This window comes from Monashia sp. NPDC004114 (assembly GCF_053603855.1).
The window spans coordinates 1-13,796 of record NZ_JBSGGK010000033.1 but is presented as its reverse complement, the minus strand read 5'-3'; the positions used below and the strand labels follow the sequence as shown (position 1 = coordinate 13,796).

At 70.4% G+C, this 13,796-nt stretch carries 11 protein-coding genes and 1 pseudogene; 8 read left to right on the top strand and 4 right to left on the bottom strand.

Annotated elements, in window-relative coordinates; all coding sequences use genetic code 11:
* Positions 1–72 precede the first annotated feature (72 nt).
* Complete coding sequence (locus ACWEOW_RS24680) at positions 73–516, bottom strand: MarR family winged helix-turn-helix transcriptional regulator (RefSeq protein WP_452271927.1); 444 nt, start codon at positions 514–516, stop codon at positions 73–75.
* A gap of 220 nt (positions 517–736) precedes the next feature.
* Between ACWEOW_RS24680 and ACWEOW_RS24675 the strand changes: the two genes are divergently transcribed.
* The 4 genes from ACWEOW_RS24675 (at position 737) to ACWEOW_RS24660 (ending at position 3,503) form a co-directional block, all read left to right on the top strand.
* Positions 737–946, top strand: coding sequence for a hypothetical protein (locus ACWEOW_RS24675; protein WP_452271900.1), 210 nt, complete (start codon positions 737–739; stop codon positions 944–946).
* A 185-nt stretch (positions 947–1,131) separates the two neighbouring features.
* On the top strand, positions 1,132–1,722 hold the full coding sequence (locus ACWEOW_RS24670) for a TetR/AcrR family transcriptional regulator (protein ID WP_452271899.1): 591 nt from the start codon (positions 1,132–1,134) through the stop codon (positions 1,720–1,722).
* Positions 1,723–1,831: 109 nt separating this feature from the next.
* Positions 1,832–2,782 (top strand): D-2-hydroxyacid dehydrogenase family protein, encoded by a 951-nt coding sequence (locus ACWEOW_RS24665; protein ID WP_452271898.1) that lies wholly within the window; start codon positions 1,832–1,834, stop codon positions 2,780–2,782.
* 130 nt (positions 2,783–2,912) lie between these two features.
* Positions 2,913–3,503 carry a dienelactone hydrolase family protein gene (locus ACWEOW_RS24660; protein ID WP_452271897.1) on the top strand — a complete coding sequence of 197 codons (591 nt, stop codon included), beginning with the start codon at positions 2,913–2,915 and terminating at the stop codon, positions 3,501–3,503.
* Here ACWEOW_RS24660 and ACWEOW_RS24655 read toward each other — a convergent pair whose 3' ends face one another.
* From ACWEOW_RS24655 to ACWEOW_RS24645, 3 genes are all read right to left on the bottom strand, one after another.
* The gene (locus ACWEOW_RS24655) at positions 3,504–3,821 is read right to left on the bottom strand and encodes a hypothetical protein (protein ID WP_452271896.1); all 318 of its coding nucleotides are present in this window, start codon (positions 3,819–3,821) and stop codon (positions 3,504–3,506) included.
* Positions 3,822–3,898: 77 nt separating this feature from the next.
* The gene (gene treS / locus ACWEOW_RS24650) at positions 3,899–6,139 is read right to left on the bottom strand and encodes a maltose alpha-D-glucosyltransferase (RefSeq protein WP_452271926.1); all 2,241 of its coding nucleotides are present in this window, start codon (positions 6,137–6,139) and stop codon (positions 3,899–3,901) included.
* Between the two features lie 184 nt (positions 6,140–6,323).
* Entirely contained in the window at positions 6,324–8,960 is a 2,637-nt protein-coding gene (locus ACWEOW_RS24645) for an alkaline phosphatase family protein (RefSeq protein ID WP_452271895.1), read from the bottom strand.
* A gap of 382 nt (positions 8,961–9,342) precedes the next feature.
* On the opposite strand from ACWEOW_RS24645, the gene ACWEOW_RS24640 reads away from it, so the two are divergent.
* From ACWEOW_RS24640 to ACWEOW_RS24625, 4 genes and pseudogenes are all read left to right on the top strand, one after another.
* Positions 9,343–11,025: an alpha-amylase family protein gene (locus ACWEOW_RS24640; protein WP_452271894.1), complete on the top strand. Its 1,683-nt coding sequence runs from the start codon at positions 9,343–9,345 to the stop codon at positions 11,023–11,025.
* 214 nt (positions 11,026–11,239) lie between these two features.
* Entirely contained in the window at positions 11,240–11,545 is a 306-nt protein-coding gene (gene tatA / locus ACWEOW_RS24635) for a Sec-independent protein translocase subunit TatA (RefSeq protein ID WP_452271893.1), read from the top strand.
* A 29-nt stretch (positions 11,546–11,574) separates the two neighbouring features.
* Complete coding sequence (tatC, locus tag ACWEOW_RS24630) at positions 11,575–12,378, top strand: twin-arginine translocase subunit TatC (protein ID WP_452271892.1); 804 nt, start codon at positions 11,575–11,577, stop codon at positions 12,376–12,378.
* Positions 12,379–12,577: 199 nt separating this feature from the next.
* Positions 12,578–13,796 (top strand): annotated as a pseudogene (locus tag ACWEOW_RS24625) (hypothetical protein); the annotation flags it as partial.

Sequence of the window (13,796 nt, the reverse complement as noted above, 5' to 3'; positions counted from 1 at the left end):
GCTGGATCGTCATTCTCGACGGTACGCCGGTTGCGGGCCGGGCGGTGCGAAGCGCGCGATGAATGCCGCGGGCTACGACGTCGCCGCGATGACCCGGCTCAGCGCGTGGTGCAGCGCCTCGAGCTCCTCGATCCTCATGTCGAGGCGCTCGATGATCTGGGGCGGCACGCCAAGTGCCTTCTCCCGCAGGCGGATTCCCTTGTCGGTCAGGGTGATCGCGAGCGCCCTGTCGTCTCGGGGGTGCCGCTCCCGGCTGACCAGTCCGGCAGACTCGAGCCGCTTGAGCAGCGGCGACAGCGTGGCCGGCTCGAGGCGCAGGAGCAAGCCGATCTCGCGCACGGTCCGGGGCGAACGCTCCCAGAGGGCGAGCATGACGAGGTACTGCGGATGGGTGAGACCGAGTGGCTCCAGGACCGGCCGGTAGAGACCGATGACATTGCGGGCGGCCACCGCGAGGGCGAAGCAGACCTGCTGGTCGAGACGGAGCAGGTCGTCCGGCGCGAGCGTGTGGCCCAGGCCGTCGGTCAGGTCGGCGGCGGCGGAGACGGCGTCGGTGCTGGGGTTGGCGGCGTCGGTGCTGGGGCTGGCGACGTCGGTGGCATCGCGGCGGGCGGTGACATCGGAGGTCATGGCGGGCTCACTCTCGGCGGGTGGTGCAGCAGTGCGCTGGTGCAGTCATGCACACGTTGATGTGTACACTAACAGTTAGTCCACTAACTATCTGGGAGCTGTCATCGTGTCGCGATCGTCCAACGAGGGTCTGTCCATCCCCTACCGCATCGGCTACCAGCTGCGCATGCTCGGCCTGAGCCTGTTCGGCCCGGCTCAGCTCGGTGAGCAGAACGACCCGAAGACGAGGCTGTTCAGGGAGCGCGAGGCCAAGGTCGCGGCCGCCCGTGCTCACCGCGAGGCGCACGAAGGCACCGCCGGCTCCACCCCGAGGTGACGCGCCCCCGCGCGCTGCGGTGCGACCCGCCCTCCAGCCGAGGGGTCGTTTCGGCACACCCGACCTCGGTCGAGTGATCACTTCGACACGCAATGTCCCCTATGGAACTGACCGCTCGACGGGCGGGCTGAGGCGGCCGCCGGATAGCGAGCCCGGTCAGGCGCGGCACGCTTAGGATCACCGCAATGTCCCACGAGCCGATGCTGGTCGACCTGAGCCGGCGCCCCGAGCGCCGCGATGCCGCACGCAACCGCGAGCTGCTCCTCGAGGCCGCACAGCGGCTCGTCGAGTCCTGCGGCGTCGACGGGGTCACCATGGACGCGGTCGCCGCCGAGGCCGGAGTCGGAAAGGGCACGGTCTTTCGACGGTTCGGCAGCCGTGCCGGGCTGATGACCGCGCTGCTTGACCACAGCGAGGCGCGCTGGCAGGGCCAGGTCATCTCCGGCCCGGCGCCACTCGGCCCCGGCGCACCGCCGCTGGACCGCCTGCTCGCGTTCGGCGAGTCGCGCCTCGACCGCAACCTGCTCAACGCGGACCTCATGGTCGCCGCGGTCGGCCGGTACGGGCGATCCCTGCCCGCGGTGGCGTTCTGGACCGCGCACGTGCGGCTCCTGCTGGGCCAGCTCGGGGTCACGGGCGACCTGCCGATGCTCGCCGTGTCGCTGCTGGCGCCGCTGGAAGTCACCATCCTGCGCCAGCACCAGGCGGCCGGTGCCGACCGCGAACGCATTCTCGCTGCGTGGGTCGACCTCGCGCATCGGGTCGTTCGACCCTGACGCGGCGGCCGCGCCGTCGCGGTCGGAGGTATCGGAGTCGCCCGACCCCACCCGATGGCCCGACCAGATACCTCGAACGGGCGGAGGGCTCCGGTCCTAGGCTCGGGGAGTGCCGACCGTGACGATCCTGGACGACTACCAGCGCGTGGCGCTCTCCAGCGCGGACTGGTCGGCTGTGCTCGCCAGCCACGACATCGCCGTGATCGACCATCATCTGTCGACCGACGACGACGTTGCGCGCGCCCTCGCGGCGACAGAGGTCGTCGTCGCGATGCGGGAGCGAACTCCGTTGCAGGCCAGTCTGATCGAGCGCCTCCCCGAGCTGCGGCTCATCGTGACGACCGGCATGCGCAACGCGGCGATCGACGTCGACGCCGCCCGGGACCACGGCATCACCGTGTGCGGCACGCAGGGCAGCACGAGCTCGGTGCCCGAGCTGACGATCGGCATGATGATCGCGCTCATGCGCGGCTTCGTCGCCGAGGACGCCGCCATGCGGTCCGGCGGCTGGCAGCACACGATCGGTCCGCGGCTCGCCGGTAACACCCTCGGGGTGATCGGGCTGGGCCGCCTGGGCGGGCCCGTGGCCACGCTGGCCCAGGCGTTCGGCATGAAGGTCGTCGCGTGGTCGCCGAACCTCACACCAGAGCGGGCCGAGCCGTATGCCGTCACGGCAGTCAGCAAGGAGCACCTCCTCAGCGAGTCCGACGTCATCACCATCCACATGCCGCTGTCCGAGCGGAGCCGCGGCCTGCTGGGAGCGGGCGACCTTGCGCTCATGAAGCACACGGCATACCTCGTGAACACCTCTCGAGGCCCGATCGTCGACGAGGACGCCCTCGTCGATGCGCTCCGAGAGGGACGGATCGCCGGGGCGGCACTCGATGTCTACGACGTCGAGCCGCTCCCGGCCGACCACCCGCTGCGGGCACTGCCGAACACGCTGCTGCTGCCGCACATCGGTTACGTCACGACGGAGACCTACCGCGAGTGGTTCGCCCAGGTCGTCGAGGACATCGTCGCCTGGCGCGACGGTGCACCGATGCGCGTGCTCGACTGACGCCCCGTCCTCGGCGACGCCGGCGAAGCAGCCGAGGATCCGGACGCGCAGTGTCCGGATTGCGGCATACAGTCGAGCCGAGCGCCGACCGCGACAGGCCGGGGCGCACCATCACACGACAGGAGCAGCCATGGCAGACGTCCTCCTTCTCCATCACGTCCAAGGCCTCACCGAGGGGGTCCTGGCGTTCGCCGAGGAACTGAGGTCCAACGGCCACACCGTGCACACGCCCGACCTCTTCGACGGCACGAAGGCCGCGACGATCGAGGAGGGCATCGCCTTCGCACAGTCCATCCCGGGCGACGTCGTCGACCAACGGCTCGGCGCGGTCCTGTCCGAGCTGCCGGTGGACCTCGTCTACGCCGGGTTCTCCTGGGGAGGCTCGCACGCCCAGCAGCTGGCCCAGACGCGGGAGGGGGCGCGTGGCGCGCTGCTCTACGAGTCGTGCCTGCCGGTCACGGGTGAGTGGGCTGTCGGGCCGTGGCCGCAGGGCGTGCCGGTCCAGATCCACGGGATGGATCGCGACCCGTTCTTCGGGCTTGAAGGGGACATCGACGCCGCGCGAGACCTGGTCGCGATCGTCGGCCCTGAGGTGGGCCAGCTGTTCGTCTACCCAGGCGACCAGCACCTGTTCACCGACCGGTCGCTGCCCTCCTACGACGCCGACGCGGCCGCTCTCGTGGTCAAGCGGTCCCTGGAGCTGCTCGACCGGGTGTCGTGATCAGCGGTCGAGGTTCTCGCGCAGCATGAGGAACCAGTGCCGCGAGAAGCACCGCACCTTCACGTGCTCGACCGGGCCGGACGTGCTCTGGGCGACATCGGCCCACTCCACCCACGCGGGCATGCCGCACTCGGGGCAGTAGACCCAGTCCGTCGCCGGCTGGACGCCTGAACCAGCCCGCGCCGGGGTCCGCGCCGCTGCACCAGTCGGTGCGCCGGTCGATGCGCCGGTCGGTGCGCCGGTCGGTGCGGCGGTCGGTGCGCTCGTCCGTCGCTGCTTCGTGCGCGCGGCCGTGTCGATGTGCGGTTCTTGCCACATGGTGCCCTCCCCTGTCCCGCATCGCCGTCCGCGGCGGGACACCAGACAGAGAGGTTCCGCGGCGGACTGATACGACCTCAGGCGGAGCAGAGCATGAGGAACAGCCCGCCATGGCCCGGCACCTCGACCTCGACGGCTCGCAGGTCGTCGACGACTCCTGCCTTCGTGTCGGTGAGCAGGTCGGTCGCGACGGCGCCGGGCTCGAAGTGTCCGCTCGACACGCGGGCCGTGACGGCGTCCGCCGTGAAGTTGAGGACGGTCGCCTGGACGTCGCAGCCCGTCACGCCCTCGTGCACCATGACGAGGATGCCGGGGTGGGACGGCTGCGGCACGTCGACCTGCGTGGCCGTGGCGATCCCCGAGCGCTCGCGCACGTCGAGCATCCGCCCGAGCCTGCGGGCGAACGACGTGTCGTCGGCGAGCTGGGACTTCAGCGAGCCGTACAGCGACCGGCCACGCGGCATACCCGACGAGGAGTGCTGCGTCTCCGGCTGGTGGTCGAGCAGGTCGTAGGCGCCGCGGTGGATCCAGCGGGTGTCGCCGGTCGCGAGGAGGTGACCGATCAGCTCGCGGTCGAGCGTGAGCATGCCGGTCAGATCCCACCCGGAGAGCGCGAAGACCCCAGGCTGGAGGGCGTTGAACATCGCGAGAAGCAGGTGCGCGTCCTTGATCGACTCGACGTCGTCGTCGGTGAGCGACTCGAGATCGCTGTGTCCGAGGGCGGCGGCGATGATCGTGGCGGTCGTCGACGCGATGCCGTTGGTGGTGAAGATCGCGTTGAACGGCCCCGCCTCGCCGGTGAGCTTGCTGATCAGCTCGCCGCGCACGTGCTCGGCAAGCGCTCCCCCGGTCACCTCGACACCGTGGTACTCGAACAGGTCGTCGCGGTGGACCATCTCGAAGTGGACCAGCTCGTAGGTCAGCTCGTCGTGGTTCTGGAGCGCGTGGACGAGGCTCGTCGGCGATACGCCCGACTGGAGCGAGATGTTGAGGGTGAGCCGCAGGAAGTCGGTCGTCCCGGTAGCGAGGGCGTGGTGGTATGCCGGCCGGTTGACGAAGTCGTACGACAGGTCGGCGCCCGCCTCCGATGTCACGCGGATGTCGTCGACGCTGAGGTTGAGCTCCTGGAACGTGAAGCCTCCGACCTTGCGCACCATGCTGCCGATGAGCTGGTTCGCGGCCTCCGACAGGGGGTGCCCCTCGGACCAGGCAGGCAGCCCGTCGGCGCTCTTCTCCACCCCGAGGAAGCCGTTCGCGTCGAGCCGGAGGCCGCCGGAGCCGAGGTCGCCGAGCGAGTGCAGCGCGTCACCGATGACGAGACGCATGCCGGCGAAGGTCGGGTCCAGCCAGTTGATCGAGGGCTGGCCCTCCTTGAAGTAGTGCAGGTAGACCCAGCGGCGCTTGACCCCGTCGACGCCCACGACCTCGTCGGTCGCGCTCCAGTTGGTCTCCTTGATGCCAGGCGCGTGGAAGATGACCCGCTGGAGCTTGCCGATGATGTAGCCCGCGCTCGCGAGCGCGTCCTCGGCGGCGACGTCGAGGTTGGCAGAGTCGCGGCCCGTCTTCACCTCCGGCAGCAGGTGCCAGTCCTCGGGCCGGATCTCGACCATGTGGTAGACGCCGGGGTAGTCGTCGACGTTCAGCTCCGCGAGCCGGAAGTCGGGGCCCTTGCCGGTGTGGCCCGGCACGATGTCGTCGATGATCGTGCCGTCGTGCTCGGCGGCGATCTCGCACATCCGGCGGTACTCGTCCTCCGTGCCGAACGCCGAGTCGATCTGGGTGCTGATGCGGTCGAAGTGACCGTCGACGCTCGGCGTCGGGTCCCAGCCGAGGACGCCGCCGGCGCGCTTGACGGGGCCTGTGTGAACCGCGCGGATCCCGATGTCCGCGAACGCATTCCACAGGTCTGGGTCGGCGAGCGTGCCCAGGAACGACTGGCCGGGCTTCGTGATCATCGAGATGGGGTATGCGGTGAACCACACGGGTGCCGCCGTGACCGCTGAGACGGCGTCGGGTCGGGCGAACGGGTTCTGCCACATGCTGCCCTGTCCCATGAACTGCGCGGCGATCACCTTGGCGTCCTGGAGCATCGACTCCTTGCGCAGCCAGGCAACGTATGCCGTGTTGGTCCCGACCGGGTCACCCGTGCGCTCGTCGGTGGCTGGGGCGCCCTGGTGGCGCAGCCGGGCACGGGGGCGCAGCGACCTGGGCCGAGCGGCATAGAACTGCTCGGAATAGGTGATCTCGCTGGGCTGGTGCTCGGTCGGCTGCTCCGCGGGGACCTCCTGGTCCGCCGTCGCGGTCTCGCTCGACGTCATGACGGGGGCTGCTGCATCGATCGACTCCACCGGACCATCCAAGCAGTGCAGGCCACTGGCGCGTCAACGTCTTCCACAGGATCCAGTCCGCGTGTCCCAGTTTTCCCCAGCACGTCCCCAGCATGCGGCCCGCGCGCGCCCAGCATGCGCGCAGCGGTCGACGCTCGCCCGGCCGGGGCAGCCGTCAGGAGCTGGCGACCTCCTGGTGCACTGCGGGGTCCTCGAGCGAGGGGCCAGCGGGCGCGGCGAGATGGGCGCGGTGGCCGAGGCGCTCGAGCCAACGGACCAGCTGGCGGTGCACCTGGTCCGCGCCGTGGAGTCGGCCGTCGTCGGCGAGGAGGTTGTCGTCGACCGGCCAGTCGGCCGGGTGCACGAGCAGCGGACGCGTCTGCCAGCCACCGAGGCCGCCGTGGCAGCCGACGAGCTCCTCGAAGGCCGCGACCTCGTCGAGCACCGGGTCGTAGAACGAGTTGACGTAGATGTCCGGCGCGTCCTCGAAGCGGGCCGCCCGGTCGAAGTCGGCCCGCGCGTTCGGGCCGAACCCGGCCAGGGGGTCGCTGCCCTCGACGCTGCCCGTGGCGAGGTCGATGCTGCCGTCGCGGCCGATGGCGACCGGGCCGGCCGGTCCCATGACGACGACGAACCCGATCCCGGGGTGCGCCGCGAGAGTCGCCAGCAGGCCCGGGTGGCGCTCCTCGATCTCATCGACCTGGAGGCGTTCAGGCTCGCGGGCGAACCAGATGCCGCCGAGGTTGCCCGACCCCACGACCACAAGGTCGGGCCGCTCCGCGGCGCCTATGGGGCGTTCCATTCCTTCTGAAGACGCCTCATCCGGGCCCGACTGCGGCCCAGCGGGTTTCGCGGGCGGCACGGCGTCCACCTCGGGCTCGGCCGGGCCGAGGGGGTTCTCCGGGTCGCGCGACCCCAGCGCGCGCTTCGTCAGCCGTCCGGTGACGCTGGCCTGCGCCGACAGCTGGCCCAGCAGGACGTTGACCGGGCCGTACGCCTCCACCTCGTCGGTGGCCGCCGCGACCTGCGTGCCGCCGCCGAGATGCTCGCGGACCAGCTCCTCCAGGGACTTGCCGTAACGCTGCCGGAACGTCGAGCCCTGGCTCTGGCCGTGGTCCGAGACGAGCACGAAGTGGTACGTCCGTGGAGTGGCCCCCGAGGTCGCGACGGTCTCGAGAGCGCGCAGCACCTCGTCCAGGCCGTAGAGAGACGCCAGCGACTCGGGGCGTGAGACGCCGGCGTGGTGGGCGATCTCGTCATAGTCGACGAAGTCGACGTAGATCGACTTCGCGCCGCTCATCATCGCCTCGACGACGAGGGCGACGTTGAGGTCACGCAGCAGCACGTTCGTCACCGCCCGAAGCGCCACGTACGATCCCTCGCGGTGGATCCTCGGCTGCACGTCACGCAGCACCTGCCGCCGGCGCTGGAAGACCTCCTTGACCATCTCACCGACGCTCATCACCACGCCGCGGACGAGGCCGGCCGGGTGCGTGAAGAACGCGGCATACGACGTCGAGGGGCCCAGGCCCGTGGACTTCTGCTTGAGCCCACTCATGGTCAGCAGCGACGTCTGCGCGTCGCCGGAGAAGAGGTTGGAGATGCTGACGCCGTCGTCGGCCAGCAGGCCATGTCCGTCGGACAGGCGCGCCTCGATGACGGTCGCGTCCTCGGGCCGGTTGGCCACGAGCAGCCGCCCGAGATCGCGGTCGAACCACCGGAACGCCGGTATGCCGTCGTTCGTGCCGTGCAGCAGGCCCGCCTGGCTCACCGGCGTGGTCGAGGGCACCCGCGCCACCCACTCGGACCACGTGTGGCTGCCCGAGCGCACCCAACGGCTGATGGTCGGCAGGTTGCCCGCGCGGATCTCGTTCTGCAGCAACGGGGCCGGCACGCCGTCGAGCTGGACGAACACGACGCCAGGCACCGGGTCCTCGGCGTCGTCGGCCGTGAGCTGCGTGCCGCGGCTCATCCGCACCGCGTGCACCGCGAGATAGTCCTGGCTGTTGATCGCGAAGAGCCACGTCATCGCCGCCATCACCGCGCCGTAGATCCATGACGCGAGCAGCGCGGACCCCACACCGCTCACCTCGACACCCGGGGTCACGTAGAACGCCAGGCCGAGCACGATCGCGTTGGCGAACAGTGCGAGGAAGATGGCGCCGGCCCAGCCGAAGTAGCCGGCGATCCGCACGAACACCGGACGGAGCAGCCAGCCGGCGAGAGCGACCGCGACGACGGCGATGGCGAGCCCCAGGCCACTCGTGGCCGACACGCCGGGCGTGAGCACCACCGTGAGACCGAGCACCGTCACGCGGATGACGAAGTCGAGGATTCCTGCCCCGACCCGGCTCCGCTCACCCGGCTCGGACCGGCCCAGGGCCTGGCCCATCGCATGCTCGTCGCGCCGCTCGAAGAACGCCGTCGCGGCAGGGTTCCACAGCAGGTAGAGGATCACCGCAGCCGTCACGAGGGCGACGATGCCTTCGCCGGCCCCGCCGTCGAACTCGCCCACGAGCACCCACGCGTACGCGACCCGGGCGGCAAGGATCGCGGTGACCACGAGGCGGGCCCAGTTCGCCCCACGAGCCAGGTACAGCGCCAGCACGACCTGGGCCACGGTCAGCGCGATGAACGTCCAGCCGACGACCGGCAGGGAGGTGGCCTCCTCGACGGTCGCGCCGAGACCGATGATCCGACCGCTGAAGGAGCCGACGGCGTACAGCAGGTCGGCGACTGCCGCGAGGACGACGAGTGCCACGACGATCGTGACGCTGAGTGGCCGCTTCCGAGCCTCGGTGGGTGCTGGCATGCACCCATCCTCGGGCTTGAGGCATGCGCCGCGGTGCCGAATCACGGACCTCCCCCCGCACGGGCCCGTCCCCTTCGCGAAAGGGCCACCCGGCCCGCCCGAAGTAGGACCCCGGAATGGTGAAGAGCCCCATCTGCGTCCGGGCCCGTAGTCGGTCCGGACATCGCGCAGGTGGAGCCCTTCGATGCTGGAGTCTAGGAGACAAAGGTCGCCGCCGCGCGCTGAAATCACCCTTCGCGGTGCCTGGCCGGGCGCGGCGAGGCCCGCCCACCACACGAGGGGGTATGCCGTCACGACCTTCGCGAGCGGCATACCGCGACGGCGCGGGCGGGTACGGACACCCCGACCGGGCTGCGCCGAACGACCGGAAGGGACCTGACCGATGAGGATGAGCGACACAGGTGACCTGTGGTGGAAGAACGCCGTCATCTACTGCGCCGACGTCGAGACGTTCTACGACGCGGACGGCGACGGCGTCGGCGACCTGCTCGGCCTGACCGACCGCATCGAGTACCTCGCCGACCTCGGCATCACCTGTCTGTGGCTGATGCCCTTCTATCCCACGGCACGCGTGGACGACGGCTACGACATCACCGACTTCTTCGCGGTCGACCCCACCCTCGGGTCGCTGGGCGACTTCGTCGAGCTGGTGCGGACGGCCCGTGCGCACGGCATCCGGGTGATCGTGGACTTCGTCATGAACCACACGTCCGACCAGCACCCCTGGTTCCAGTCGGCCCGACGCAGCCGCGACGACCCGTTCCGCGACTACTACGTCTGGAGCCGGACCAAGCCGCGGTCCCGGCGCTCCGACGTGGTGTTCCCCGACCAGGAGGACAGCATCTGGCAGCGTGACGAGATCACCGGTGACTATTACCTGCACCACTTCTACAAGCACGAACCAGACCTCAATGTCGCGAACCCGGCTGTCCAGCAAGAGATCTCGCGGACGCTGGGCTTCTGGCTCGCACTCGGCGTGTCGGGCTTCAGGGTGGACGCCGTCCCGTTCCTCTTCGCACGTGACGGGGTCCCTGGAGTCGAGGAGGACACGTTCGACCCGGACCGCTATCTCGGCGACGTGCGCAACTTCGTGACCCGCCGCGTCGGCGACGCGGTCCTGCTCGGCGAGGTAAACCTGCCCTATCCCGACCAGGTGGAGTTCTTCGGTGGCCCCGACGGAGACGGTCTCAACATGCAGTTCGACTTCAACGGCATGCAGCGGCTCTACCTGTCCCTCGCCCGCGGAGACGCCGGCCCGATCGCACAGGCGCTCAGCGACCGGCCGGCTCTCGACGTGACGAGCCAGTGGGCCAACTTCGTGCGCAACCACGACGAGCTCACACTCGACAAGCTCTCCACCGCCGAACGGCGCGAGGTCTTCGCGGCGTTCGGCCCGGACGAGGACATGCAGCTCTACGGCCGCGGTCTGCGCCGCCGTCTCCCACCGATGCTCGGCGGGGACGAGCGGCGCATGCGGCTCGTCTACTCGCTGATGTTCTCCCTGCCGGGCACGCCCGTCCTTTTCTACGGGGAAGAGATCGGGATGGGTGAGAATCTCGACATCCCAGGGCGCCTTGCGGTGCGCACCCCGATGCAGTGGACCTCCGGCCCGGGCGGCGGCTTCACCGCCGGGACGCCCGAACGGCTCATCCGGCCCCTGCCGGACGGCCTCTTCTCACCCGACCGGGTCAATGTCACCGACCAGAGGCACGACCACAGGTCGTTCTGGTGGTTCATCCGGGGCCTCGTGCGCCGGTACCGTCAGCTGCCCGAGATCGGGTGGTCGACCGCGACGATGCTCGAGCACGACGTCCCCGCCGTGCTCGCACACCGATGCGACACGGACGGCTGGACGATGGTCGCGCTGCACAACTTCTCCCCCGACGGGACGATCGTTCGCCTACGCCTCGACGGGACGCCGCCGGGCACGCGCCTGGTCGACCTGCTCACCCACGAGGGCTCAGAGGCCGTCGTCGGCGAGTCGGGAGCGGTCGAGCTGGAGGTGGCGGGCTACGGGTACCGCTGGCTGCTCCCCCTGGCGCCTGGAGCGGCTCCGCCTTTGTGACCGGACGCCTCGTTCACGCTGGGGGTCGCGACGAATCGGGTTGGGTCGGGAGATATGGGGCTGGGTCGGGACAAGGTCGGGTGAGGTTGCGGCCGTGTCCGCGAGACCGGCAGGAAACACATCTGGCTTTGAGGAACCGCACGTACACTGCCGCCGCAGTCACAGCCACATCAGCTCGGTCCGGCATACGGGTCGCGCGTCCAAGGAGTCACCTATGCTGCGCAACCTCAGCCCCGCGCACATCATGATCATCGCCATCGCCCTCGTCGTCCTCTTCGGGTGGAAGCGACTTCCGGACATGGCGCGCAGCCTGGGCCGCTCTGCCCGAGTGTTCAAGTCCGAGGTGGACGAGATGCGGAACGACGGCCGCAGCACGACAGCGGCCGCCCCCACGACCGCCGACGCCGACTCGATGGACCAGGCGCAGCGAGACGCCGAGGCGAAGCTGGCCGAGGCGGAGGCCAGGCTGGCCCAGGCCCGCTCCGACGCGGAGCGGCTCCGAGGTGACTCGCGCCTCTGAGCCTGCCGGACCGCCGCTCATGACATCCCATGCTGCTGCTTCGCAGGCGCAACCCCGAAGGCCGGATGTCGCTGGCCGACCATCTCCGGGAGCTGCGCAACCGGACGATCATCGCGGCCTCCGCGGTGGTCGCGGGCGCGGTGGTCGGATGGGTGAACTACGGGCGCATCTTCGCGCGGCTGACCCAGCCCCTGCACGACCTCGCTGAGCGTCACCAAGGCGTCGTCAACGTCAACTTCACCGGGATGACGGACCCGTTCAGCACCCAGCTCAACATGTCCCTGTTCGTCGGCATCGTCATCGCGTCCCCTGTCTGGCTCTCCCAGATCTGGGGCTTCATCGTCCCCGGCCTGACCAGCAAGGAGAAGCGGATCGCACGGCTGTTCGTTGCGACCGCCGTCCCTCTCTTCGTGGCCGGATGCGCGCTCGCCTACCTGTTCATCCCGCGGGCCGTCGACGTCCTGCTCGGCTTCACCCCGCCGGGTGCCTACAACCTTCAGAAGGCGACCGACTACTTCGACTTCGTGCTGCGGTTCATGCTCGCTTTCGGGTGCGCCTTCCTGTTCCCGGTCTTCCTGGTGGCGCTCGATCTGGCGCATGTGATGTCCGGGCGCACCATGCTGAAGGGCTGGCGGCCGACCGTGATGCTCATCTTCGTCTTCTGCGCAGTCATGACGCCCACGCCCGACCCGTGGTCGATGCTGCTGCTCGCTATGCCGATGATCGCTCTCTACTTCGGCGCGATCGGCGTCGCCATCGTGCTCGACCGCCGACGCGTGGTCGCGCGGCCCGACTGGCTCGCCGTCGAGGACGACCAAGCCTCGCCCTTGTAGCGGGACTTCCCGGGCTGCGACCAGGGGCGATGCCCGGGGCCAGTACCCAGCCCACCACGTCGGCGGGTCACTGCGGGACCCGGCTGGTTCGGCGCCTGTGGCGGGCGGGACGTGATGCACGGCGTCCGGCGCAGTGTTGTGACCTGGTCCCTGTGGATGGCGGGGTTGGGCTGTCGGTGGTCGAACGTATGTTCGACTCATGACGACGACGACCCGTGAGCCGGTGACCGGTGTGGAGGCCGGTGTGGACGCTGGTCCCGATGCGACGCTGGATGCGGTGCTGGATCCGGTGCTGGATCCGGTGGCGGTGCTGGCGGCGCTGGCCTCGTCGGAGCCTGGTCCGGCGGCCGAGCTGGACGCGCTTCGGGGGTTGCCGGGGTTGGCGGCTCGGTTGGCGCGGATCGCGGCCGAGCTGCGGCTGCTGACCCGCTCGTTCCCGACGTGGTGCATGCCCGAGACGGGGATCGGTGACGCGATCGGGCAGGCTCAGGCGGTGCGGGAGCTGGCCCACAGCCTGTGCGCGGTGCTGGCCGGTGAGGTGACCTCGCGGAGTCTGGGAGCCCGCGAGGGGCTGTCGCGCAATGACTGGGTGGCGGCGCACGCGCCCGTGTTGGAGGGGGCCGGGGCGGCCGAGCTGACGGCCGTCGGGGCGATCATGGGCGAGCCGCGGTGGCGGGACCTGGCGGGCAAGGTGCGTTCGGGGGCGGCGACGGTGGCCCAGGCGGCGGTGGTCGTGCGGTTCCACGACGAGGTGGCCGGGGTCGCCGACCGGGGGCACCTGGACTCGGTGGTGGGTGCGATGGTCGAGCAGCTCGAGGTGTTGGGGGTGCGGGAGGTTCGCAGGCTGGTGCGCCAGGCGCGGGTCTCGCTGCGCCCGCCCGAGGACGTCGCCTCCGAGGAGGCCCGGTTGCGGGCCGGGCGGGCGTTGTCCCGGGTGGGACGGTCCGCGGGGCTGGTGGAGTACCGGCTGCGGCTGGACCCGGAGGGGGCCGCGGTGCTGGACGCGGCGATCGACCCGCTGGCACGGCCCCGGCCGGACCTGGACTGGGATGCGCATGTGGTGCCGTATCGGCACCCGGTCTGCGGGCACCTCATCGAGCCGCGAGGTGAGCGCGGCGTGCCCGCCCCCGCGGATGGCGCGGCTGGTGGGCAACCTGATCCTTTCGGCTCGCACAGCGCTCTCGGTGGGGCATCCGCGCGTCACGGGCGGACCTGTGCTGAGCACCCGGAAGCAGTCGCGTGCGATGAGGCGGGCGCACCGTGCGTCGGTGGGTCGGCCGGTGTGAGAACCCTCGAGCGTGGGTGTCACGTGTGTGCGGGGGCGCCGGCGGATCCGCGGCTGCCGGCGACCCGGCGCGCGGACGCGTTGCTGGAGCTGGTCGCCCGGGCGGTCGGAGCCCCGCAGGGGGTCACCCGCA

Bases quoted from the DNA above. Each gene is read 5' to 3' on its own strand.
- ACWEOW_RS24670 (WP_452271899.1), top strand. From the start codon at position 1,132: ATGTCCCACGAGCCGATGCTGGTCGACCTGAGCCGGCGCCCCGAGCGC.
- ACWEOW_RS24655 (WP_452271896.1), bottom strand. From the start codon at position 3,821: ATGTGGCAAGAACCGCACATCGACACGGCCGCGCGCACGAAGCAGCGA.
- ACWEOW_RS24640 (WP_452271894.1), top strand. From the start codon at position 9,343: ATGAGGATGAGCGACACAGGTGACCTGTGGTGGAAGAACGCCGTCATC.
- ACWEOW_RS24660 (WP_452271897.1), top strand. From the start codon at position 2,913: ATGGCAGACGTCCTCCTTCTCCATCACGTCCAAGGCCTCACCGAGGGG.
- tatA (WP_452271893.1), top strand. From the start codon at position 11,240: ATGCTGCGCAACCTCAGCCCCGCGCACATCATGATCATCGCCATCGCC.
- treS (WP_452271926.1), bottom strand. From the start codon at position 6,139: ATGACGTCGAGCGAGACCGCGACGGCGGACCAGGAGGTCCCCGCGGAG.
- tatC (WP_452271892.1), top strand. From the start codon at position 11,575: ATGCTGCTGCTTCGCAGGCGCAACCCCGAAGGCCGGATGTCGCTGGCC.
- ACWEOW_RS24645 (WP_452271895.1), bottom strand. From the start codon at position 8,960: ATGCCAGCACCCACCGAGGCTCGGAAGCGGCCACTCAGCGTCACGATC.